Origin of the sequence: Altererythrobacter lutimaris (assembly GCF_013371495.1) — a bacterium.
GTDB classification, from domain to species: Bacteria; Pseudomonadota; Alphaproteobacteria; order Sphingomonadales; family Sphingomonadaceae; genus Erythrobacter; species Erythrobacter lutimaris_A.
Map to the genome: position 1 here is coordinate 209,029 of NZ_JABWTA010000001.1, position 21,431 is coordinate 230,459.

At 57.1% G+C, this 21,431-nt stretch carries 18 protein-coding genes; 11 read left to right on the forward strand and 7 right to left on the reverse strand.

Annotated features, from left to right (window positions below):
* Nucleotides 1-38 precede the first annotated feature (38 nt).
* Nucleotides 39-836 (forward strand): IclR family transcriptional regulator domain-containing protein, encoded by a 798-nt coding sequence (locus tag HUO12_RS01025; protein WP_176271838.1) that lies wholly within the window; start codon nt 39-41, stop codon nt 834-836.
* A 20-nt stretch (nt 837-856) separates the two neighbouring features.
* Here HUO12_RS01025 and HUO12_RS01030 read toward each other — a convergent pair whose 3' ends face one another.
* The 4 genes from HUO12_RS01030 to HUO12_RS01045 are packed head-to-tail and all read right to left on the reverse strand — an operon-like array spanning nt 857 to nt 6,136.
* Nucleotides 857-2,266, reverse strand: a complete 1,410-nt coding sequence (locus HUO12_RS01030; protein ID WP_176271839.1) for an FAD-dependent oxidoreductase — start codon at nt 2,264-2,266, stop codon at nt 857-859.
* The gene (locus tag HUO12_RS01035) at nt 2,263-3,375 is read right to left on the reverse strand and encodes an alcohol dehydrogenase catalytic domain-containing protein (RefSeq protein WP_176271840.1); all 1,113 of its coding nucleotides are present in this window, start codon (nt 3,373-3,375) and stop codon (nt 2,263-2,265) included. Before HUO12_RS01035 ends, HUO12_RS01030 begins: the two co-directional genes overlap by 4 nt.
* Nucleotides 3,375-4,256: an isocitrate lyase/PEP mutase family protein gene (locus HUO12_RS01040; RefSeq protein WP_176271841.1), complete on the reverse strand. Its 882-nt coding sequence runs from the start codon at nt 4,254-4,256 to the stop codon at nt 3,375-3,377. The genes HUO12_RS01035 and HUO12_RS01040 overlap by 1 nt, the downstream gene beginning before the upstream one ends.
* A complete protein-coding gene (locus tag HUO12_RS01045) occupies nt 4,253-6,136 on the reverse strand; it encodes an AMP-binding protein (protein WP_269748027.1) in 1,884 nt (627 codons plus the stop codon). Before HUO12_RS01045 ends, HUO12_RS01040 begins: the two co-directional genes overlap by 4 nt.
* 169 nt (nt 6,137-6,305) lie before the next feature.
* Here HUO12_RS01045 and HUO12_RS01050 point away from each other — a divergent pair, with 169 nt between their 5' ends.
* Nucleotides 6,306-6,650: a hypothetical protein gene (locus tag HUO12_RS01050; RefSeq protein ID WP_176271842.1), complete on the forward strand. Its 345-nt coding sequence runs from the start codon at nt 6,306-6,308 to the stop codon at nt 6,648-6,650.
* A complete protein-coding gene (locus HUO12_RS01055) occupies nt 6,647-7,738 on the forward strand; it encodes a class I SAM-dependent methyltransferase (RefSeq protein WP_176271843.1) in 1,092 nt (363 codons plus the stop codon). Before HUO12_RS01050 ends, HUO12_RS01055 begins: the two co-directional genes overlap by 4 nt.
* Before the next feature lie 80 nt (nt 7,739-7,818).
* On the opposite strand, the gene HUO12_RS01060 is transcribed toward HUO12_RS01055, so the two are convergent.
* Nucleotides 7,819-8,973, reverse strand: coding sequence for an FAD-dependent monooxygenase (locus HUO12_RS01060; RefSeq protein ID WP_176271844.1), 1,155 nt, complete (start codon nt 8,971-8,973; stop codon nt 7,819-7,821).
* Nucleotides 8,970-10,556, reverse strand: a complete 1,587-nt coding sequence (locus tag HUO12_RS01065) for an FAD-binding oxidoreductase (protein WP_176271845.1) — start codon at nt 10,554-10,556, stop codon at nt 8,970-8,972. Before HUO12_RS01065 ends, HUO12_RS01060 begins: the two co-directional genes overlap by 4 nt.
* A gap of 117 nt (nt 10,557-10,673) precedes the next feature.
* On the opposite strand from HUO12_RS01065, the gene HUO12_RS01070 reads away from it, so the two are divergent.
* The 5 genes from HUO12_RS01070 to HUO12_RS01090 are packed head-to-tail and all read left to right on the forward strand — an operon-like array spanning nt 10,674 to nt 15,875.
* A complete protein-coding gene (locus HUO12_RS01070) occupies nt 10,674-12,035 on the forward strand; it encodes an MFS transporter (RefSeq protein WP_232367268.1) in 1,362 nt (453 codons plus the stop codon).
* Nucleotides 12,036-12,041: 6 nt separating this feature from the next.
* Nucleotides 12,042-13,532, forward strand: coding sequence for an aldehyde dehydrogenase family protein (locus HUO12_RS01075; RefSeq protein WP_176271847.1), 1,491 nt, complete (start codon nt 12,042-12,044; stop codon nt 13,530-13,532).
* Nucleotides 13,529-14,344: an alpha/beta fold hydrolase gene (locus HUO12_RS01080; RefSeq protein ID WP_176271848.1), complete on the forward strand. Its 816-nt coding sequence runs from the start codon at nt 13,529-13,531 to the stop codon at nt 14,342-14,344. Before HUO12_RS01075 ends, HUO12_RS01080 begins: the two co-directional genes overlap by 4 nt.
* Nucleotides 14,345-14,354: 10 nt before the next feature.
* Nucleotides 14,355-14,867, forward strand: coding sequence for a cupin domain-containing protein (locus HUO12_RS01085; RefSeq protein WP_176271849.1), 513 nt, complete (start codon nt 14,355-14,357; stop codon nt 14,865-14,867).
* Nucleotides 14,868-14,876: 9 nt separating this feature from the next.
* Nucleotides 14,877-15,875 carry an ornithine cyclodeaminase family protein gene (locus HUO12_RS01090; protein WP_176271850.1) on the forward strand — a complete coding sequence of 333 codons (999 nt, stop codon included), beginning with the start codon at nt 14,877-14,879 and terminating at the stop codon, nt 15,873-15,875.
* A gap of 79 nt (nt 15,876-15,954) precedes the next feature.
* Here HUO12_RS01090 and HUO12_RS01095 read toward each other — a convergent pair whose 3' ends face one another.
* Nucleotides 15,955-18,372, reverse strand: a complete 2,418-nt coding sequence (locus HUO12_RS01095; protein ID WP_176271851.1) for a TonB-dependent receptor — start codon at nt 18,370-18,372, stop codon at nt 15,955-15,957.
* Nucleotides 18,373-18,610: 238 nt separating this feature from the next.
* Between HUO12_RS01095 and HUO12_RS01100 the strand changes: the two genes are divergently transcribed.
* Genes HUO12_RS01100 through HUO12_RS01110 form a run of 3 tightly spaced genes read left to right on the forward strand, consistent with a single transcriptional unit; the run spans nt 18,611 to nt 21,350 of the window.
* Nucleotides 18,611-20,020, forward strand: coding sequence for an MFS transporter (locus HUO12_RS01100; protein ID WP_176271852.1), 1,410 nt, complete (start codon nt 18,611-18,613; stop codon nt 20,018-20,020).
* Nucleotides 20,017-21,063: a class I SAM-dependent methyltransferase gene (locus HUO12_RS01105; protein WP_176271853.1), complete on the forward strand. Its 1,047-nt coding sequence runs from the start codon at nt 20,017-20,019 to the stop codon at nt 21,061-21,063. The genes HUO12_RS01100 and HUO12_RS01105 overlap by 4 nt, the downstream gene beginning before the upstream one ends.
* The gene (locus HUO12_RS01110) at nt 21,060-21,350 is read left to right on the forward strand and encodes a hypothetical protein (RefSeq protein WP_176271854.1); all 291 of its coding nucleotides are present in this window, start codon (nt 21,060-21,062) and stop codon (nt 21,348-21,350) included. Before HUO12_RS01105 ends, HUO12_RS01110 begins: the two co-directional genes overlap by 4 nt.
* Nucleotides 21,351-21,431: the final 81 nt, after the last annotated feature.

Below are 21,431 nucleotides of genomic sequence, written 5' to 3' on the forward strand. Positions count from 1 at the left end.
ATTGCGATAGCAAAGGCCATGGGAAGCAAGGGCGCTGTATGGAACGTGGGGTACCAATTCGTGCGATCAGTCGGGGGCTTTCCGTCCTGACAACAGTCAATCGTGACGGCCCCATATCAATGATGGACATCGCAAGAGCGGCGCAGGTTCCGTACCCGACTGCTTGCCGCATTATCCAAACGCTGCTGCATGAAGGGATGGTCGAGAAGGAGCCGCATCGCAAACGGTACCGCGTGACATCGCTCGTACAGACACTCTCGACCGGATATCAAACGGAAGACATGCTGGTCTCAGCCGCGCGCGAGCATATCGAGACTCTGTGCCAGGAGCTCAGTTGGCCGATTTCCATCGCGACGCGTGTTGGCACACGCATGATGGTACGCGATTCCACGCATAAGATGACTTCGCTCACCTTCTCGCATTACTTTCCGGGATACACTCTGCCCATTGCGGAATGCGCAACGGGCAAGGTGCACTTGGCGTTTTGTGATGATGAAGAGCGTGAGGCTATCCTTGAAGGCTTGAAAGCGATTGAGACGGAGAGCTCGCACATGGGCCTCGTGCTGATGGGCGATGACTACATGCTCACGAAGATTCGCAAGGATGGCTACGCGATGCAGATACGGAACGTCTACAATGCGGATCCGGGCAAGACCTCTTCGATCGCTGTTCCGCTGTTTGATGGGAACGACCAGCTGATAGGCTCGCTTGCGCTGATATTCTTCGCCAGCGCCATGAACGGCGATGAAGCGGTCGCTAAGTACCTCAAACCGATGCAGGATACCGCTCGCGCGATTGGAAGCTCGATGCGAGCCGCGACAAGCGCGGCCGCTTAGGACCGCATCTCTGGACAAAGCTAAGCAGGCACAACGCAGGTTGCAGCATGCTCGCCTGCGAGCCGACCCAACGTAGTAGCGGTGAGCAGGCCATTGCCCGCCATATAACCGTCAGCGCCCGGGCCTGAAATGCCTCTTGCAGCGCCTCCGCCAGCGTAGAGGTTAGGCATAGTGCCTCCGCCCGCGCGCTTGACCCGCGCGTGCTCGTCCACTTCTAAACCGCCTTGCGTGTGGAACAGTGCGCCCGTTACTTTGACCGCATGGAAAGGCGCGGAGAGCGGCGCCTTGCCAGCGAAACTGCGACCGAACTGGTCGCGCTCTTCGGTTTCGATAAGTCTATGTGTTTCTGCGACTGTCGCTTCGAGACCCTCGGCATCAACGCCGATTTTCTCAGCGAGTTCAGCGAGTGTGTCGGCGGAGTTCAAGCATCCTGCGGACATAGCCTGCTGGTAGTCGTCGAATTGCACCATAACTTGGTGGCGGGTTTCATCATAGACGCTCCAGGCAACATGGCCGTCCTGCCGCAAGACTTCGACCGCTTGCTCGGAATAGCCCGCCGCTTCATTGGCAAAACGCTGCCCAGCGCGGTTCACCTGGATCCCACCTTCTGTGATCAGCGGCCAAAGTATCGGGATTCCGTAGCCTGCTGCAAGCCCAGCATGCCCTTGATAGGCGCTTAAGTCTGCCATGGCTGCATTCAAATCGCGGCCCCATGCGATCGCATGGCCTTTATTACCCGGATGCCCGTGAAATGTGGCATGCTCCAGCTCAGGGATGAGCTCGCTGACCATTTCCTGATTTCCCGCAAACCCGCAGCAAGCGAGGATCAAAGTCTCGCAGCCGATAATGTCGGTTTCGCCGTCGGGGCGCGTTGCATCGATAGCGATGATCTTGTCGGCTTCATTGACGTAGATTGTATTGACCAGGCTGTCCGTGAGGATGTCGACGCCTGCATCTTCGCACGCGCTCGCAAGTGCGCCCATCAACTCGCTGCCGGACCGGCTTGGCATACCGTGCATGCGAAGCGCGGAGTGTCCTGGATAGGTAAAGCCTTCCACAAGGCTTAGATCGATGCCGTGTTTCTCAACCAGCCAATCGATCGTCTTGCCGGATTCTTGCGCAAGGTGCTGGACCAGCTCTGCATCGACTTGGCCTTTGGCTTTGGCCGCAATGTCTTTTGCGAAAAGATCCGGCGAGTCTTCAATGCCTTTCGCGCGCTGGATCGCGCTGCTCGCCGCCGGGATAAGGCCGGTGGACATGGCAGTCGTTCCCATTGGCTGGCCGTCGCGCTCCACAACCAGAACATCGACGCCAGCATCACGTGCGGCAAGCGCAGCGCAAAGTCCGGTTCCCCCGCCACCGACAATCACTACCGGAATCTCGGCGATGGATTCGACGTTTTCTGTGCGAATGACGCGAATATCGCTCATGTGTGCATACCTTCAAAAGTCAGAACTGGCTTGATGACTTTGCCGCTCGCCGCTTCCGCGAAAGCCTCAGCGATGTCTTCAAACCGATATGTTTTGATCAAGCGGTCAATCGGCATGTCCCCGCTCGAGAGATAGGCGATCAGCAATGGCAAGAACTCGGACGGGACCGCATCGCCTTCGATGATCCCTACAATCGACTTGGTCATAAAATCGAGCCCGCCCGGATGCGGAACCGGGGCATCGAATTCGCCTGGCAGAGTGAGCACGCCCAGAGTGCCTCCACTGTGCAAGGCCGCGATGCACGCTTCGAATGTTGCTTGCGTGCCTGCGGTATCCAGCGCTGCTGTCACGCCGCCGTGGGTGAGCGCTTGCACTGCTTCCGCCCAATCCTTGTTGGAACCGTCGATGACGTGCGATGCACCAAGCTCTTTGGCTAATGCCCGCCGTTCAGAACCGAGTTCAATCGCGACGATGGGGTCACAGCCGATGATTTTGCCTGCCATAATCGCTGCGGCACCCACCGCGCCGGCGCCAACAACCAGCAAGGGCCGATCAGGTAGAGCTCCGATCTGATTGAATACCGCGCCCGCACCTGTCTGAATGCCGCAGCCAAGCGGGGCTGCTGTGACCATGTCGAGACCATCCGGAATGCGCACGAGGTTTCGCTCGGTTGCTAATGCGTAAGTGGCGAAACAGCTCTGCTGGAAGAATGCGCCACCGACTTCGCTGCCATCTTCGCGCGTCAGAGAAGGACGATCGGTAGCGCGCTGTCCCTCGATATTGAGCGCGATCCCGTCAAAGCAATAGGCTGGCCTGCCGCCCTCGCAATTGGGACAAGCGCCGCAGAAGCCGAAAGTTGCAACAACCCGGTCGCCTTTCTCGAACTGGGTTACTGCAGAGCCTGTCTCGACCACTGTTCCTGCGCCTTCATGGCCGAACACTCGCGGCGTCTCGCTCCATTGCGAGATGCCGAGATCGGTGTGGCAGATGCCTGCCGCTTCGACTTTAATCACGACTTCGTCCGGCGCTGGATCGTCAAGCATAAGTGTTTCGATCCGCGGTGGAGCGCCTTGGCCGTTACAGACGGCTGCCTGGATGGAGCGCGGCATCAAGCGCCCCCGTGCAGGTCTTGGAACGCGACGATTTCTTCCATTCCGAGCAAGCGAGATATCTCGCCGAAGTCGAACATGTTGTCATGCGCTGGATTGGCATCATCGTTTGCCAGAGAATTGTAGAAGTTCGCCGCACCTTGCAGCGCCGAAAGCGATGGCCCCGCAGGATAGATAACTAGCTTTGCACCAAGCTTGGCGTAGCCTGACGGAGACAAGATCGGCGTGAAACCGCCATGCGCTGCATTGATCAGCAAAGGTTTGTCGAACGCTGCGGCTGCTGTCGCGATCTCTTCTTCGTTCTCAGGCGCTTCCAAGAAGAGTATGTCAGCACCCGCCTCGCTGTACGCTCTCAGCCTATCGATGGCAGCATCCAAACCTTCCGTACGCCGCGCATCGGTTCGCGCAATGACCATCAGATCGTCATCGCCGCGCGTCTCAACAGCGACCCGTATTCGCTTGACCATCTCCTGCGCGGGGACAGATGTCGCTCTTCCCACATGACCGCAAATCTTGGGGAAAGGCTGATCTTCGATCTGCATCGCAGCGATCCCGGCTTGGCAGTAGAGCTGAACTGCGCGGCGCAAGTTCGTAAGGCTGCCAAAGCCGGTATCCGCGTCTGCAATGATCGGCACTTCAGCGCGTGCTGCAAACCGGCCAAAAGTGCTGACGAAATCGCTCATCCCGGCAATGCCCACGTCGGCTTCACCATAGGCAGAGGCTGTGCCCCAATAGCCCGAGGCGTAGAGCGCTTTGTGTCCGGCGGCTTGGCCGAGCAGCAAGCTCATATGGTCGTAGATGCCCGGTGCGGCGACGATGTCTTCGCTTGCCAGCAACGCACGCAGTTGAGCGCCGCCTGAGAGTTTTTGATGCTCGTTCATGCAAAAATGCCTTTGATTTCGTCGAGTGCGCTTGCGTCCTCGATTGTAGGCGGAATCTTGGCCTTTTCCCCGTCGGCAATTTCGCGGATGGTTTTGCGCAGGATCTTGCCCGAGCGCGTCTTGGGCAGCTTGGCGAGCACATGAACCTGCTTGAAAGCGGCAACCGGACCGATCTGAGACCGGACTGCGGCAATGAGTTCAGCTGCGAGATCAACAGCCGAAATGTTTGCGCCCGCTTTAAGGACGACAAACCCGACCGGAATCTGTCCTTTCAACTGGTCCGCTTTCCCGATCACAGCACATTCAGCGACGCTGGGATGGGCAGCCAGTACTTCTTCCATCGCAGACGAGCTTAAACGGTGGCCCGCGACATTGATGACATCATCGATGCGCGCCATCACGCTGAGATAGCCATCCTCGTCGATAAACCCACTATCGCCGGTCAGGTAATTGCCGGGGAAGCGGCTGAGATAAGCTTCCTGGTAGCGCTCAGGCGCACTCCAGAGTGTCGGTGCGAAGCCTGGGGGCAAAGGCAAGCGCGCAACAATCGCACCGCTTTCGCCAGCTGCGACAGGCTCGCCCGCCTCATTGACGCAGGCCAGATCCCACCCCGGCATTGGCATGGTGGAGGAGCCTGCCTTGGTCGGAAACTCTTCGATGCCAAGAGGGTTGGCGGTGATCGCACTGCCGGTTTCCGTCTGCCACCAATGGTCAACGACCGGGACACCGAGCAAATCTTGCGTCCATGCCAGCGTGTCAGGGTCAGTGCGTTCACCAGCGAGATAGACCGCATTTAGATTGGAGAGGTCTGCTTCCTTCGCGAGTTCGCCGTCGGGATCGACTTGCTTGATCGCGCGCGTCGCGGTTGGGGCAGTAAAGAAGCTGCGGACCTTGTGCTTTGCCATGATGCGCCAGAAAATCCCTGCATCAGGCGTGCCGACGGGCTTACCTTCAAAGATCACGCTGGGATTGCGATGCAGCAGCGGCGCGTAGCAAATATAGCTGTGGCCAACGACCCAGCCTACATCGCTCGCCGCCCAATAGGCTTCACCCGGCGGGCAATTGTAGATGCCTGTCATGCTCCAGTTAAGCGTCACCAGATGCCCGCCAGTATCGCGCACGATGCCTTTCGGCTGTCCAGTCGTTCCTGACGTATAAAGGATATAGAGCGGATGCGTCGCTTCAACGGCAACGCAATCAGCTGGCTCAGAGCTAGCGATCAAAGCCGACCAGTCATGCGCGTTGTCAGCAGACAAATCGGCTTCGTGCTGCGAGCGCTGCCAGAAAATCGTGTTGGAAGGCCGATGGGCGGCGAGCGCGTAGGCATCATCAAGGATCGGCTGGTAGGGCAGCGTCTTCGTCCCTTCGATCCCGCAACTCGCAGCCAGCACGACTTTGGGCTGCGCATCATCGATGCGGGTTGCGAGTTCGGGCGCAGCAAAGCCTCCGAAAACGACTGAATGGATCGCTCCGATCCGCGCACAAGCAAGCATACCAATCACTGCTTCCGGCGAGTTTGGCATGTAGATCAGCACGCGATCGCCTTTGGTGACCTCAAGCGACGCCATCGCGCCCGCCAGTCGCGACGTCGCGTCTTGCAACTCCGCATAGGTCAGAATGCGTGACGTGTTCGTAACCGGGCTTTCGTAGATCAGAGCGGTCTCATCACCGTGACCCTCGTCAACGTGGCGGTCCACGCAATTGTAGCAGGCGTTGATTTTGCCATCGACGAACCAGCGCGGGATGAGGTCGCCCTCGCGCTCAAGGATCGTCTGCGGCTTCACCTCCCAATGCAGTGCCTCGGCCTGTTCCGCCCAGAATGCCTCCGGCTCGTCGATCGAGCGCTGATAGATGGGAAGATAAGTGTTCATACGCGTCATTCTCTTATGCACTCCGCCTCTATTCCTGCCTCGCTTTCGACGCTTACCTATGGCTCGATATTATCCAATGAGCGGATAGTCTCTGTGGACCTTTGCGGAACTGTGCGCAGCTTTGGTATTTGAATTAGTGAGAGATCACTCCTTGATCAGGAAAGACGTAAAGGGTGTCATGAACAAGCAAACTTCCAGCACCGAAGTTCCCGCGCAATTGGGTGATGAGATCGGAGGCTCCGGCAAAGTGTATTTCGAGAATGTCGTGATCGACAATATTCTCGACGCGCTGCTCGAATTGTCTGCCGCCACATGGACATTCCAGGACCGGTTGTTGGTGCTTGAAAAAGTGCTGGAGAAGCATGGCATTAACGCCGCTGAAGAAATCGAGCAGCATGTCCCTGATGAAGCGGAAATCGAGTCGCGGGCAGAGCAGCGCGCTGCAATGGTACAGCGCGTATTTGGCAATTTCGTTCGTCGGCCGGTTGCCGGCGTGAACATATCTGCAGGAGATCAAGCATGAGCCGCGGTCACATTGGCGTTCTTCCACGTCCGACCAAACTTGAAGATGAAAGCTATCTTGAGTTCATCACCAGCTTCCGCCGTTTGGCCATTCAGGAGATGTTCCCGAAGGTAGCGGAGCATGGCGAAGTCGCGCTCGCAAAATCGCTTGAAAAAGGTGAGATCGCCAAGCCTGCTGAAGGCGAAGCGCTCCCATTGGGCGAGATCAAGAAGGTCTTCGGCAAAAATCCGGTCACGCCCACATTCCAGCGATTTGTACGCACGCAACAGGAAATGATGTGGCGCCGTACGCGCGAAAGCTTTTATCGCAATATCGATGAAGTGATGGCCTACATGGATGATGCGGAGGCGAAATGCCCCGAGCGTATCCATATCGATCCAGATTTTGTGGAGCCGGACTACACCCGCCGCGAGATTCACTGCCAGCCGGGCGGATACACCGACGATCCGATGGGCGGCATCGTTTTTCACTATGGAACCAAGGTCTTCTACGAAGGCTTCAACGATCAGGACGAGCTCCATATCGAGCTTGCTGAAAAAGCGACCAAACCTGCTGATGGCAAGGTCGAGCGCATTCTCGATATTGGCTGTTCAATCGGTCAGGCGACGACTGTGCTGAAGGATTTGTATCCTGAAGCTGAAGTCTGGGGCCTGGACGTTGGTAAGCCGCTGGTTCGCTACGCCCATGCGCGCGCGCTGGAGCACGGCAAGGAAGTCCATTTCAAGCAGGGCCTGGCTGAAGACAGCGGCTTTGAAGATGGCTCATTTGATATGGTGCTGAGCTATATCCTCTTCCACGAAGTGCCAGTGAAGAAGATGAAGGAAATCATCGCTGAGACTTTCCGCGTGCTGCGGCCCGGCGGTGTCTTCTCGATCTATGAATTCCCTAGCAATGACCAGAACCAGGTCAGCGCAGCGCACCGCTTCCTGATTGACTATGACAGCAAAAACAATTGCGAGCCGTATTCACCCGGCTTCGTTGCGAGTGACTTCAAAGGTATCATTGAAGAAGCCGGCTTTGTCGTTGAGCAGGGGCCTGGGCTCACCAATGACTTCTTGCAGTCTTTGGTGGCGCGCAAGCCCGACTGATCTGACAACCAAGAGTTAAACGCAGGAGAGCGCGTCCGGAGCGATCCGGGCGCGTTTTCCTTTGCCGCCAGAAAGTGAGTTCAAGCCAGTTCGACGCTGGCTGGATCATATTTGAAGATCCCCAAAGCGTCTTCGTTTTTAGGCGGATTGTCGCGCAAGACATACGGATCCATCGCTTGCAGGCGATCACCTCCGACATTGCTTTCCGCTTGCAGGAATGCGGCGCGTTCGACGCGCGCTTTTTCATACATGGCAAGCGCCTGCAGCGGGTCTGAACTTGTCGCAAAGCACCGCCCGAGGACCACACCGTCTTCAATCGCGCTGGAGGCGCCTTGGCCCATGTAAGGGAGCATGGGGTGGGCGGCATCACCCAGCAGCCCGACGCGGCCCTTGACCCATTGGTTTAATGGCGTGCGGATGAAGAGGCCCCAGCGATAAAGGTCGTCCTTGCCGATCGCAGCGATTGCGTCCGTCACATAATCGGTCCAGCCTTCGAAAATCGCAGCGAGCTCTGATGGGTGCGCCTTCGCATTCCAGCTTTCCTCGACCCATCCGTCTGCGCGGGTGAGGGCAACCATATTGACGAGATCAGTGCCGCGGACCGGATAAGTGACCAGGTTTTGACCGGCGCCGATGTGATTGACGTTGGTCCGCTCGGTCGCGCAGGCGCTGAGCTTTTGCCCCGGAATGAGGGCTCGCCATGCCACATGCCCGCTAAACTCAGGTTCCGGTGTGTCGAACAGGATATCGCGGATGACGGAGCGCAATCCGTCTACCCCTATAACAACATCTGCTTCTGCAGTTGAGCCGTCATCGAAACGCATTTCGACATGGCTTTCGTCTTGCGAAAGGCCTGTCAAAGCCTTGCCCATGACGCAATTGTCCGTGCCGAACGCATCGACCAGCCCGTTCATCAAATCGGCGCGATGCAATTGCAAGTAAGGTCCGCCATATTGGTCTCGGCAGGGCACGCGATCGATGTCGAGCAGCAGCTCGCCGGTCAGCCCGTGGAAGAGCAATTGGTGAAGCGGCTCGTTAGCTGTGCTCTCAAGAAATCCGCCCAGACCAATGCTATCAAGGCCTTTGACCGCATTGGGGCTAAGCGAAATGCCTGCGCCGACTTCTCCAAATTCTGGGGCGCGTTCGTAAATGACTGGCTCCAGACCAGCCTTTAGCAAAGCAATCCCGGCGGTCAGCCCGCCAATGCCGCCACCGATAATCGCAACCCGTTTCATAGTCCCAGAGCTCCCGGATTGAGGATGCCGTTGGGATCCAGTCGATGCTTCAAATCGCGCAGCAGTGCATCGGCCTCGCCTTCGCGGGTGCTTGCGTAAGGATAGAGCCTGCCGAGCTGAAAATGCGTGCTCCCATGCTCGCGCATCAGGGCCACGATTTCTTGCACCAGCTCGCGGACAAGCGCGCGGCCTTCAGGGTTGTCTGGGTATTCCTGTGCGACCCCATCAAGATAAGCGGGCGTGCGTCGCTCGTGATAGAGCATTTGGCTGTCCGGCCAGTAGAACACAGGTTCGTAAAGAGTGCCAATCCCCGCGATGCCAGCAAAGAACTCAGCGATGGTCACTTGATGCTGAGCCAATTGCGCTTGGCGTCGTTTCTTCAAGGCGACGTAATCCTCATGGAACGCTTTGATCCGCGAGTCTGCTATCACGCCATGGATTGGCAGCAAACGGCGCCCGTCCGGATGCGTCACCGGCAATTCAGGGAAGGGCGCACTGCGCGTTGCCAGCGGCACGGTGTTGACGATTTCCTTGCCGCCTTTGGCGAGCGCTTTGATTGCGTTCAAACGGCTGCGCATCTCGTCCTTGTCGCGCGCCTCCACCATGAAATGCGCGGTGTAAGCCGCACCATCGAGGAAGCGCCGCCCGGCCATCGCGACGCGTGCCATCCGTCCGACGGCACCGATCACACTGCCTGCAGCCAAGCCGATGCGCCACATCGCTTTGACGTCCTCAACCAAGTTTGGCGGGCCAGCATTTTGCCGCGCAACATCAGCATCCATTGCGAGAAATTCGCTTGCCAGACGCTGCAAGCGCACTTCGCGCAGCATGTCAGCCATGGGCTCAAAGTCATTGAAAGCGAATGACAAACCATTGACCAAGGCAGGGCGCGGTTCGATCTCCAGCGTTGCGGCGGTCTTTATCCCCAAAGCGCCTGCATCATTCGCAAATATGCCAGTCAGATCAGGTCCGAAATTGCGGTTGAAAGGCGTTGTGCCTGCGCTGCCGTCCGAGCCAGTATGCAGAACTTCGCCCGCTCCTGTGACGATCTCGAAGCTCTTCACTGTATTGGCGGAGGCACCAGCCACGCCGGAACCGAAAGTAACCGAGCCTTGGCTGAGGCCGCCTCCGATCGTAGCAGTCCCGCCCGACATCGGACCCCAGAACCGGGCACGCATGCCATGCTTTGCAAGCGCTTCATCGAGCGCCGCCCATGTGCAGCCTGCTTCGACTGTCACTTCGCCATCTTGCGCATTGATCGAACGGATCGCGGACAGCCGACTGAAATCGAGAATGATGCTGCTCGTTGCGCGTGGCTGGAACGCATCTGTGTAAGACATTCCGCCGCCGCGCGGGCAAATCGCGATGCTGTTTTCGTTGCACCATTTTGCAACCTTTGCGGCATCTTGCGTCGAACCCGGTGAGACTACCGCCAAGGGCAATGCGCCTTCGAAGAACAGGTCCTGACTGGCGAAGCGCAGCTCCTCTTCGCGGGTCTCGACAGCTTCGCTACCGACTAGCTCCGTCAAAGCGGAGACTAGATCAGTTGCGAGGGTTTCAGACGGGTTCATCGGTGCATTCATGGTCAGTCTGTTTACGTCCTAAACCAATTCTCGCGAGATAGCGCAATCGGCTGTCCACTACGCGGATAGTGGCGCGCGTAATTGTGCGATGAATGGTGGGGCGGGCTAGGCGCACTTATGGCCTCCGCCCCTGCAAATCCTGCTCATCAAGCGACTGCCACAGCCAGCCTCCCTTCGTCGGGGCGCGCATGGTTCGCTGTATTTGCGCTCTCAATTGCAGGGATCGTGAGCTACATTGACCGCCAGATTCTCAATCTCCTGGTTGATCCAATCAAAGCCGATCTCGCTCTGAGCGATGTCCAGATCAGCTTGCTTCAGGGTTTCTCTTTCGCGCTCTTTTATGCCGTGATGGCAATTCCGCTTGCCTGGATGGCAGACCGGCACAACCGGAAATGGGTAATCCTCGCGGGACTCGTTTGCTGGTCAAGCGCCACTTTCATGAGCGGATTTGCCGCCGGCTTTCTGTTCCTGTTCTTTGCGCGGATGCTTGTCGGCGTAGGCGAAGCGACGCTAAGCCCGGCGGGCTTCTCCATCATCTCGGACAATTTCAGCAAAGAAAGGCTTCCGGCCGCCTTAGGGGTGTTTACAGGGTCTGGTTTTATCGGTTCAGGCCTCGCGCTCACGGTCGGCGGCATCCTTTACGCGCAACTCGCGGCCATAGGGCCTGTTACGCTGCCTTTCGGAACCTTCGCGCCCTGGCAGCTCACCTTCATGGCCGTGGCATTGCTGAGCGTGCCGCTGTTCTTCCTGTTGTTGCTGGTGCGCGAACCGGAACGTCAGCCCGACAATATCGTGATGGCGAGTGACGATGCGCCGCCAGCCTTCGAGATCGCACAATTCCTCAAACGTCATGCAGCCGTTTTCATCCCGCTGTTTTTCGGCTTCTCCAGCTTCGCAGCGGCGCAATACGGGATCGGCGCTTGGGCACCGAGCTTCTTCGGCCGCACATTTGACTGGAGCGAGTTGCAGATCGGGCAGTATCTTGGCCCGGTCACCATGGTTGCAGGCGTGACGGGCGTTGTCGCAGGTGGCTTTCTTGCAGGCAAATTGATGTCGAGCGGGATCAAGGATGCGACCTTGAAGCTGTCCATGATCGCGGTGGCGTGCGCGCTGCCATTCGCGATTGTTTTCCCGCTGGTGGAAAGCCCGTTCGCTGCGCTTGGATTGCTGGGGCTTGTCTTGCTGCTCGGAACCGTACCTTTCGGCGCGGGTGTTTCCACATTCCCGCTCATCACGCCTAACCGGATGCGTGCTCAAGTGATCGCTGTCTATCTGCTGATCGCCAATCTCGTTGGATATTCCGCAGGTCCGATTTTCATCGCTGCGCTGACCGACAATTACTTCGCTGATCCTGCATCATTGAACCAGTCGATGGCGATTGCTGCCCCGACCATGATGGTGTGCGGGATCATTCTCATCGCTTTCGCCGTTAAACCTTACAAGGCCATGCTGGCCGCTCAATCTTCTCAGGAGTCATAGAATCTCATGGCATTGATCGATCTTGCCCCCGAAACGAAGTCCTTCCTTGGCAAGGATTTGAAGATCCTTATCGGCGCCAATTGGGCGGACCCGTCGTCAGACAGCGCGATTGACGTGATCAACCCTGCTGATGAAGCGGCTATCGGGCGTATTGCTGACGCAGCGATTGCCGACGTGGACCGCGCCGTTATGGCTGCGCGCAAAGCGTTCGATGAAGGCCCATGGCCGCATATGAAGCCGGGCGAGCGCGTCTTGCTTCTGAACAAAATCGCAAATGCGATGGAAGCCAATGCTGAGCAGCTCGCTCAGCTCGAAACGCTCGACAATGGCAAGCCGATAATGTGGGCGCGCGCGGATGTTGGCGCAGCGATTGGCGCCATGAGATACTACGCCGGTTGGGCCGACAAGATTCAGGGCACCACACACAACATCAACATGCCTGGCGAGCATCATGTCTACACAGTAAAAGAGCCAGTTGGCGTCGCAGCCTTGGTCGTTCCGTGGAATTACCCGCTAGTGATGGCGGCAATGAAGCTGGGGCCGTGCTTGGCTGCTGGCTGTACCGCTGTGCTGAAGCCTGCTGAAGACACCTCGCTGACCGCGCTTCGTTTGGGCGAGATCATGCTAGAATCTGGCCTTCCCGAAGGCGTGCTCAACATTGTCACAGGTTATGGCCACACAGTTGGGGACGCGCTGGTGAAGCATCCTGCGATCGACAAGATTGCGTTCACTGGTTCAACTGCAACCGGCAAGATCATCGCTCATGCTGCAGCAGAGGGCTTGAAGAAAGTCAGCCTGGAGCTTGGCGGCAAATCGCCCAACATCATCATGCCGGATGCTGACCTGGCAGCAGCTATTCCAGCCTCAGCCATGGGTATTTTCTTCAACAGCGGTCAGACCTGCACCGCGCCTTCGCGCCTCTATGTGCATGAAGACGTGAAGGACGAAGTGATCGCGGGCATCGCGGAAGTCGGCAAGTCGATGAAGATCGCCCCGGGTCTTGATGAAGAAAGCCAGCTTGGCCCGCTTGTCTCAGCCAAGCAGTTCGAGCGTGTTTCGAGCTACATCGAAAAGGGCCAGAGCGAAGGCGCTGAGATCGCAGCGGGCGGCGGGCGTCACGGCAATAGCGGATACTTCCTTGAGCCGACGATTATCTCGGACACGAATAACTCCATGTCCGTTGTGCGTGAGGAAATCTTTGGCCCTGTTCTTGTGACGCAGACATTCTCCAGCGAGGATGAAGTCATCGCACTTGCGAATGACAGCGACTATGGTCTCGCAGGCTGTGTCTGGACCAAGGATATCACAACCGCGCATACGATGGCGCGCAAGATCAAGGCAGGCATTATCGGCGTGAACACCGCTATGGGCGCTGACTGGGATGTGCCGCTCGGCGGCTACAAGCAGTCAGGTATCGGGCGCGAGAACAGCCGCGATGGGCTGGAGCTTTACCTCAACACCAAGTCTGTCTTCACGCAGTTGAAGTCGGCCTGGTGAGTTCCCCCGCGTTTCCTACTGATGTGCACCGCATCGACGTAGGCGACGCGGAATTGCATGTTGAGATCACGGGCGAGGGGCCTGATGTGCTCCTCGTCGCGGGTCTCGGCGGGCGAGGGGCCTTCTGGACCAACCAGATCCAGGCTTTCGCGCGGCACTTCAGAGTGATCACTTTCGATCATCGCGGCTGCGGGAGCAGCACAAGGGGCAAGACTGTCCAGAGCGTCGCGCATATGGCGAGCGATGTCACAGCGCTGATGGACGCGTTGGATATTCGGTCCGCGCATCTCGTCGGTCATTCGACCGGTGGTGCGATCGGACAGCATATCGGTGTGGAGACGCCTGAGCGGCTGGACAAGCTCGTGCTGTCATGCAGCTGGCCCGGGCCGGACGCTTATTTCCTTGAGCTGTTCCGCATGCGGCGGGCGGTGCTTGAGCAATGCGGGCCGCTTGATTACCTGTCTTCGGGTACGTTTCTCGCCATGCCGAGCCGGTACTTGCAGCCGCAGATGGAGAATGCGAGGTCCTACATGGAAGAGCGGCTATCGGCATTTCCCGGAGTGGAGGTGGAAATCTCACGCATATCTGCGGTTATGTCGCATGATCTACGCGAAAAGCTCACTCATCTCGCGTTATCTACGCTGTGTCTCGGGGCTCTGGATGACCAGATTACGCCTGCTGGTTTCACCAAGGAGATGACTGATCTGATTCCCGGAGCAGAGCTCCATCTCTTTGATAATGGGGGCCATTTTGCCCCGATGTGCGTTCCTGAAGAGTATAACGCGCGCGTTCTGGAATTCTTGCAAAGCTGAGGAAGAGACGATGTCTGATCATCCCCCTGTCGGCCACATCACCAAGGGACAATCCGTGATTGTCGGACCCGATGAAGGCCGTTCTTTGTGGCAGCCCATGCCGAGCCGCGGCTATGTCAATGTGAACCTCACCGCCGACAATATGCCTTATGATACATGGTCTTCGGGCATTCAGGTGATGCCGCCGGGCTGCATGGTGCGCGAACATGGGCACAAGCAGAACCACGAGCTGGTCTTCGTTTATGAAGGTACGGGTCAGGTCGATATTGATGGCGAAGTCACGGAGTTCGGCCCCGGTACGACCATCCTGTTTGCGCGCAATTGCACCCACTGGATCAAGAACACAGGCGACACGGACATGAAGATGTTTTGGGTCTTCTTCCCGCCGGGCCTCGAAGATTGGTTCTATGCCATTGGAAAAGAACGCAAACCCGGCGATCCAATGCCTGAGCCCTTCGACCGGCCTGACAATGTACAGGACGTGATGGACAAGATGCGCTTTCTCCCTCCGCGCGGAACCTGAAGGACAATCATGCGAATTATTCCGCAATCCGAAGTGGAGCGGCTGCTCCCTGTTGGCGCCTGTGTGCCGGTCATGCGCGAGGCGATGATTGCAACGTCGCGCGGCGATGTCAGTCTCCCGATACGGCAATTCATGCCTGTTCCAGGAGCAGCTGGAAAAATGGCGATCATGCCGGGTTCGCTAGGCACCGCGGGTGAATCTGAAGATGCGAGCTTCGGGATCAAGCTGGTGTGCAAGTATGAGCGCCCACATGGCGACCCGCTTGGTACACATGTCGGCATGGTCATGCTGTTTGACAGCGCGAAGGGCATTCCGTTGGCGATGATCGAAGGTTCTTCGCTGACATCGATCCGTACTTCAGCTGCGAGCGCGCTGGCCACTGACTTGCTTGCTAGACCCGATGCAACGCGGCTTGCCCTTATAGGCAATGGCGAACAGGCGATGCGGCATATCAAGGCGATGCAGGCCGTGCGCGCTATCGAGCACGTAACGGTGTGGGGCCGTGATGCCGAACGAGCGCAGGCTTTCGCTGCGGACGCCTCCGATCAATGCAATGTCGAAGTAGTCACCTCAGCGACGCCGGCTGAAGCGGTGGCGAACGCCGACATTATTTGCACAACGACGTCAGCGAAAGAGCCCGTATTGATGGGCGCTGATCTGAAACCGGGGCAGCACATCAATCTGGTCGGGTCAGCTATTCCGACGACGTCGGAAGTGGACCACGAAGCTGTCAGACGCAGCCGGTTCTATGTCGACTATCGCCCCGCAGCGATGGCGGCGGCTGGTGAGCTCCTCAAAGCAATCGAAGCCGGGGTTATCACCGAGGATCATATTGTTGCCGAAATTGGTGAAGTAGCAGCGGGTGATGCGCCCGCACTCGGTTCTTCTGAGGAGATCACGTGCTACAAATCGCTCGGTGTTGCCGCGCAGGACCTTGCGGCGGGCTATGCTGTGTATCTCGCAGCTGAAGCTGAGAACACAGGAACAGTTGTCGATCTGCTGGCTTAGCTGAGCGTCGTCTCACCGCACAACAAGAGGGGCGACATCTCGCGATGCCGCCCCTTTCTTTTTGGCCTACAGGCTCGACTTAGAAGTCGACGGAACCTGTAACCCCGAATGTGCGACGCTCCCCAAAGAACTGGCCGTACGTATTGCCAAACGGGAGCAGCACGACGAAAGCGTTCGACGTGTACTTCTTGTCGAACAGGTTGCGTGCCCAGAGGCGGACCTTGAAGTTATCGATACTCACGCCGGCGGCAGCATTCACGAGGAAGCGTTCTGGAATGATGCCGAGGTTGCCGGAATCGGCGAAGAAATCGCTCTGCCAGCTCGCATCGGTGCGGATGAAGTAGGAATTCCCGTCACCGAAATCGCCATCATATTGCGCACCGAAAGAGGCCTGTGTTGGCGCCTGACGTTCAACTTCATTGCCGCCGATGGATCCGTCGGTAGCGCAGACGATGTCGTCACACGGGGCTGTTGATCCAGGTACACCCCGGCTGAAACGGCTGTCGACCGTATCGTCGCTATACTCTGCTTCTGAATGAGAGAATGTCGCATCGAAGCTGAGATTGTCAGTCGCCTGATAGCGAGTTGATATCTCGATCCCGTAGACCGTTGCATTACCCAGGTTTTGAGTGATGTTCGGGACGTTCGGATCGTCGGGATTGTCCGGATCTTCATCAGCCGCATTGACCTGAATGTCGGTCCAGTCGGTGTAGAAGACAGAAGCGTTGAACACGAGATCGCCATTGAGCAGATTGCTCTTTACGCCGAGCTCATAAGTCCAGTTGTATTCAGGATCGAATGTGTTGTCGATTTCCTGACGCGCGGTGACGTTAAAGCCGCCAGCTTTCGCACCGCGTGCCGCAGTTGCGAAAAGCAATACATCCGGATTGAGTTCGTAGTCGATCGTGAAACGCGGTGTGAACTCCTTGAAAGTGTCATTCAAAGTGATCGCACGGCGATTGTCCTGCGCAGTGATTTCTGTTTCGGAATACCGAGCTTCCGCGCCAACGGTCAGGCGTCCGTCCGCTGATGTCCAGTAGAACTCACCGAAGATCGACTCCACTTCTGTGCGCGATTGCTCATCAGCAAGCAGGATGTTGAGCTGTGTCGGAAAAACGATCGCAGTGCCAGGAGGCTGAACCGGAATAACCGGATTGCCTTCAGTGATCGGAGGTAGGTTCTGGCTGGTAAACAGAACGCTGTCTGTACCATCGGAAAGGAACCCTCCAACCGAGGTTCGGATCGTGCCGTTATCGAAGGTCAGGCGTGCTTCATGCGTATCGTAGTTGATGTCGCCGACGGGCGTTTGCTGGAAATTGCAAAGTGGAAACAAGGGGTTGTTACCAAAGCTGACGATCGCACCGCAATTGATCGGATCAGGCTCGCCGCTGGTGCCGATATTCACATTGCCTTTGACGTTGCCGAAGACATAGCTGAGTTCGATATTGTCTGTCAGTTCAGCCGTCGCTGCGGCCCGGAAAATCCCTGTATTTGCTTGCGTCGCAAAGCTACGCGGATCGACGAGAACGGAGTCAGCTGGATCAGGCAATTCGCCACAAACCAGCGGAGAGAACGCTCCGAAGCGTAACGCACCGCAATTCGTGATCGCAGTCAAGTCGGTGCTCGCGTCAGGATCGAGGATACCGCCGCTGCTGTCGCCGAAATACCGCGACGCACGCGCCTCGTTTTCAACTTCGAAACGGTTGTAAGAAGCTTCAATAGTCAGGCCTTCAAAAGGCTTTGCTGCCGCTGAGATCGACCACGATTCGTTTTCCCAACCGCCGACATTTCCCTTGGTGCTTGGCCCGGGAATGCTCAGGTCAGCAAACGGGTGTTCGTTTTCCCACGAGCCATCGAAGCTTGAGTATTCGTAGGTCCCGGCAATCGCGAGGTAATCGGTGACGGAGAAGTTCAGATGACCGCCGATGTCGCGACGCTCATCGGAGCCAAACGTGCCTTCCAGACCGCCTGAGATGAAGCCATCCATCGAAGCTTTGAAAGGCACGTAGTTGATTGCGCCAGCAAAGGCGTTGCGGCCATAACGCGCGCTTTGCGGTCCTTTGACGATCTCGACACGCTGGAGATTGGCTGTGCCGATATCGACGGCCCAGCTGCGCGGAATGTAAATGCCATCGAAGAAAGTCGAGACGTTCGACTCTAGCGCTGTCACACGTGAAGTTGCCTGACCGCGAATAGTCGGCTGAGCAAAGCCGCCAGAGAAGTCTTCGAAGCTGAACCCCGGCGTGAAGCGTGCCACATCGTCAAGCTCTTGCAGGCCGCGGCGCTCGATATCTTCCTCGCCAAAAGCAGTAATCGCAAGAGGAACGTCTTGTATGTCCTCCGCCCGACTACGTGCTGTCACGATGATTACGTTGCCGTTTTCTGCATCTTCCGCAGTTGTTTCGTCTTCGGACTGCGCAAATGCAGCACCAGGGGCAAACACAACCAGGCTGGTCGCAATTGCCGCTACACTGGTCTTAGAAAGGAAACGCCTCATTCTAACTTCCTCCAAATTGATTGGTTCGGGTTCTTCCCCACCCTGATGCGGCTCCAATTGGGCATTTCCGCTGTCTGCTGAATGGAGTCGGCGCATTTGTTCGACAGGCGATTAGAGACTTCCGCTAACGTTATGTACGTCGCGACAGAACCGTATCGAAGTTGACAGCAGGATCGCGCCGAAGGCTTCCGGAACCTGAATTTGAGCGGAAGCGTTTGTACGCAGAGAGGTTTATTTGATGGCTATGACTATTGCCCCCGAAACTCAGGTTGCGGGACCAGCTGAGGAAAAACTCTCAGTTGGCTTGAAGCTTGGTTGGGGCACGGGTGCTTTTGGCGTCGCGCTGCTAATGAACGGCATTTCGGGCGTCATTCTTGGCTTCGCGGGGACCATCCTGGGTCTTGAGCTGTGGCTTGCAGGCGCGGTCATTTTTGCCAGCAAGCTGGTCGACGTCGTGACCGACCCGATAGTCGGAATGTGGAGCGACAAGCACCAATCAGCCAAGGGGCGGCGGCGGCCATTCCTGATATGGGGAGCCTTAGCGAGCGCAGCCAGCTTCGCCTTAATTTTCACCACTCCGGTGTTTGACAATCAGTATGTGACCGCAACCTATCTGTTCGGTGCACTCTGCCTGTATGCATTTGGCTATACGCTCTTCAATATCCCCTACATGTCGATGCCCGCCGAGATGACAGACAGCTATCATGAGCGTTCTTCGATCCACGCTTATCGAATGGTGTTTATAGCTCTTGGCGCGCTAGTCGCTACGTCGGGGATTAAGGGCGCGTTGGATGTACTCGGTGAGAATGACATCGGCAGCTGGCGACTGGTCGGCATTGTCTGCGCTGCTTTGATATTGATTAGCCTTATAATTGCGTACCTTACAACCGCGAAAGCGCGTTTTACGGTCGGAAAATCGGCAACCGCTGAGTCTAAACTCGAGCAGTTGCGCACAGAATCCGGAGCGGTGCTGAGCAATCGCAATTTTGTTAGGCTGATCGGCGTGAAGTTTTCTCAGCTCATGGGTGTACAGACCATTGGCGCTGCAATGCTCTATTTTTTCGTCCAGTATCTTCAAAGTGACTTCGGCACGCTCGCCATTTTCGGTGTCATCGTCACGGCTTCAACGATCATCTTCTCCCCAATATTGGTCCAGTTCTCGAAGAAGTTCGGAAAGAAAAACGCCTATTTCGTGGCAGCCGGCGCAAACATCGCATACGCGCTGAGCTGGACGTTTGCGAACCCCGGAGAGCCAGAATGGGCAATCTATCTGCGCGCGTCGATTGTCGGGATCGCTTTCGGCGGCAATGTCATCATGGCAATGAGCATGCTCACCGATATCATTAACGAAGATGCCGATCGCACCGGGGTACGGCGCGAGGGCGCATTTACGGCGCTCTACAGCTTCGTCGAAAAACTGACCGGAGCGCTTGCCCCGTTGATCGTCGGTATTGCGCTCAGCTATGTTGGTTTCGACCAGAGCTTACCCTTTGGTGCTGACCAAGGTGAAAACGTCAACACCGCATTGCTTCTTGCGGTGTCATGGTTGCCATCGGTCTTCAATCTCATCGCGATCATACTGCTGGCGGGATATAATTTGACTGAGGCCGATGTGAGAAAGAGCAAAGTGCAACAGGAATTCTCATGAGTACGAACGCTTACCAAGACCCAAAACTGCGTCAGCGTGGACGCGCTTCAGTGGATTTTCTGGCTCAGATGGCAATGGCCTCGGGCGGGGTGCGGCAGGCAGTGGATGGCGCAGTCAGCGAGGCGGTTAAAGACCCTGCTGAACTGCCTGACGATCTGGATGAACGCCTCGCGCACATGGATGCAGCGCTTGCTGACAGTTCTGCCTACACAGTTCAGAAGCTGATGGGTGATTGGCACGGGCGCATGCATGGCCGCATTGCTGCAGAAGCATTCGGCGAAGTGGAAGGTGATCTCGCCGAAGCTTTTGCTGCTGCGGAACAAGGGCGGGCAACGCTGGAGCTCGATCCTGATCTCGTTCCGCCAGACTATTGGGATGGCGTGAACTTTCACCGCACTCACGGCGGTTGGGACAAGCATCCCGAGCAAGGCTACGTGCACGGCGAGATCATTCATAAGAAAATGGTCGCGCGTTTCTTCCCTGGCGGAATTTTCAAGCAACGCGCTGAGGTTGCGGCGATGGCACCGCGCGACGACTATAAGCGCATTCTCGACATGGGCTGCTCTTCCGGCCATTTCACCACTGGCTTGCAGACAGTCTATCCCGACGCGCAGATCTATGGCGTGGAACTCTCCGCACAGATGCTGAAGCATGCCTGGCGTACCGCCAATGCGAACGGCTGGAACTGGAAGCTTTATCAGCGCGCGGCTGAAGACACTGGCTTTGAAGATGGCAGCTTTGACTTCGTCGCTAGTTACATCATTCTTCATGAAATGCCTGCCTGCGCCATCCGCAAGGTATTCGCCGAGGCGTTTCGTGTACTGGAGTCTGGTGGTGATATGCTGATGAGCGATGTCACGCGCTATGCTGATATGGACAAGCTTTCTGTCTGGAAAGCGGATCGCGGGGCGAAGTTCGGCGGCGAACCACATTGGCGTGAAAGTGCGAGCCTTGATCTCGCTGAAATTGCCCGCGACGCAGGCTTTGTCGATGTGAAAGCGGGCGGGTATTATCCGCATGTCGTTCAAGGTCGCAAGCCATGAGCTCAGTCGACCCCAAGAGCTTCAACACGCCGAAATCTGAGATTTTCGCTCCCGACCAGGTCGATAATATCGCCCGCGCAGTGCTCACGCTCACGCGCGAAGTGGCGGTTCTGAGCGATCGGGTGATGGTGCTTGAAGAGGTGTTGGGCCAGAAAGGGGTCGATGTGCGAGAAGCGGTTGATACCTACCAGCCGTCGGAAGAGTTTCAGGCGCGCGCAGATGCCAGCACGCAACTGATCCTCAAGAATGTCATCGCAGCTTTGCAGGGTGCCGACGGGGGCGATTAGCTCATTAAGCGGGCCCGAAGACGGAGATGGTACTGCTCAGCTGAAGACACGCTCAAACGTTGTCAGGGGCAAGGAAGACCT

Excerpts from the sequence above, each read along its gene's own strand:
- HUO12_RS01025 (WP_176271838.1), top strand. The coding sequence starts at position 39 with ATGGAACGTGGGGTACCAATTCGTGCGATCAGTCGGGGGCTTTCCGTC.
- HUO12_RS01035 (WP_176271840.1), bottom strand. The coding sequence starts at position 3,375 with ATGCCGCGCTCCATCCAGGCAGCCGTCTGTAACGGCCAAGGCGCTCCA.
- HUO12_RS01075 (WP_176271847.1), top strand. The coding sequence starts at position 12,042 with ATGGCATTGATCGATCTTGCCCCCGAAACGAAGTCCTTCCTTGGCAAG.
- HUO12_RS01100 (WP_176271852.1), top strand. The coding sequence starts at position 18,611 with ATGGCTATGACTATTGCCCCCGAAACTCAGGTTGCGGGACCAGCTGAG.
- HUO12_RS01065 (WP_176271845.1), bottom strand. The coding sequence starts at position 10,556 with ATGAATGCACCGATGAACCCGTCTGAAACCCTCGCAACTGATCTAGTC.
- HUO12_RS01055 (WP_176271843.1), top strand. The coding sequence starts at position 6,647 with ATGAGCCGCGGTCACATTGGCGTTCTTCCACGTCCGACCAAACTTGAA.
- HUO12_RS01105 (WP_176271853.1), top strand. The coding sequence starts at position 20,017 with ATGAGTACGAACGCTTACCAAGACCCAAAACTGCGTCAGCGTGGACGC.
- HUO12_RS01110 (WP_176271854.1), top strand. The coding sequence starts at position 21,060 with ATGAGCTCAGTCGACCCCAAGAGCTTCAACACGCCGAAATCTGAGATT.
- HUO12_RS01095 (WP_176271851.1), bottom strand. The coding sequence starts at position 18,372 with ATGAGGCGTTTCCTTTCTAAGACCAGTGTAGCGGCAATTGCGACCAGC.
- HUO12_RS01045 (WP_269748027.1), bottom strand. The coding sequence starts at position 6,136 with ATGACGCGTATGAACACTTATCTTCCCATCTATCAGCGCTCGATCGAC.
- HUO12_RS01030 (WP_176271839.1), bottom strand. The coding sequence starts at position 2,266 with ATGAGCGATATTCGCGTCATTCGCACAGAAAACGTCGAATCCATCGCC.
- HUO12_RS01040 (WP_176271841.1), bottom strand. The coding sequence starts at position 4,256 with ATGAACGAGCATCAAAAACTCTCAGGCGGCGCTCAACTGCGTGCGTTG.
- HUO12_RS01060 (WP_176271844.1), bottom strand. The coding sequence starts at position 8,973 with ATGAAACGGGTTGCGATTATCGGTGGCGGCATTGGCGGGCTGACCGCC.
- HUO12_RS01050 (WP_176271842.1), top strand. The coding sequence starts at position 6,306 with ATGAACAAGCAAACTTCCAGCACCGAAGTTCCCGCGCAATTGGGTGAT.
- HUO12_RS01090 (WP_176271850.1), top strand. The coding sequence starts at position 14,877 with ATGCGAATTATTCCGCAATCCGAAGTGGAGCGGCTGCTCCCTGTTGGC.
- HUO12_RS01085 (WP_176271849.1), top strand. The coding sequence starts at position 14,355 with ATGTCTGATCATCCCCCTGTCGGCCACATCACCAAGGGACAATCCGTG.
- HUO12_RS01070 (WP_232367268.1), top strand. The coding sequence starts at position 10,674 with ATGGCCTCCGCCCCTGCAAATCCTGCTCATCAAGCGACTGCCACAGCC.